1 protein-coding gene is annotated in these 240 nt (G+C 55.0%); it reads left to right on the top strand.

Features of this window, described 5'->3' with window-relative positions; all coding sequences use genetic code 11:
- The coding region (locus tag FDX22_RS22590) for a tetrahydrofolate dehydrogenase/cyclohydrolase catalytic domain-containing protein (RefSeq protein WP_304571809.1) at positions 1-240 on the top strand (240 nt) is incomplete at both ends.

Raw genomic sequence — 240 nt, 5'->3', positions numbered from 1 at the left:
TCAAAAAGTTCAGGCGCGTTTAGCGGCTGGATTACGCGCCCCAGGACTGGCTGTTGTGCTGGTAGGTAGCAACCCGGCTTCGCAGATTTACGTGGCAAGTAAACGCAAAGCTTGTGACGAAGTGGGTTTTGTCTCCCGCTCCTGGGACCTGCCTGAAACCACCAGCGAGGCGGAACTTCTTGAGCTGATCGATACGCTCAATGCAGATGCCACCATCGATGGTATCCTGGTACAACTGCC

The sequence above is a fragment of the Citrobacter sp. TBCS-14 genome (genome assembly GCF_005280805.1).
GTDB lineage: Bacteria > Pseudomonadota > Gammaproteobacteria > Enterobacterales > Enterobacteriaceae > Citrobacter > Citrobacter gillenii.
Note: the sequence above shows the minus strand (reverse complement) of the source record. Positions and strands in the feature narration are given on the sequence as shown.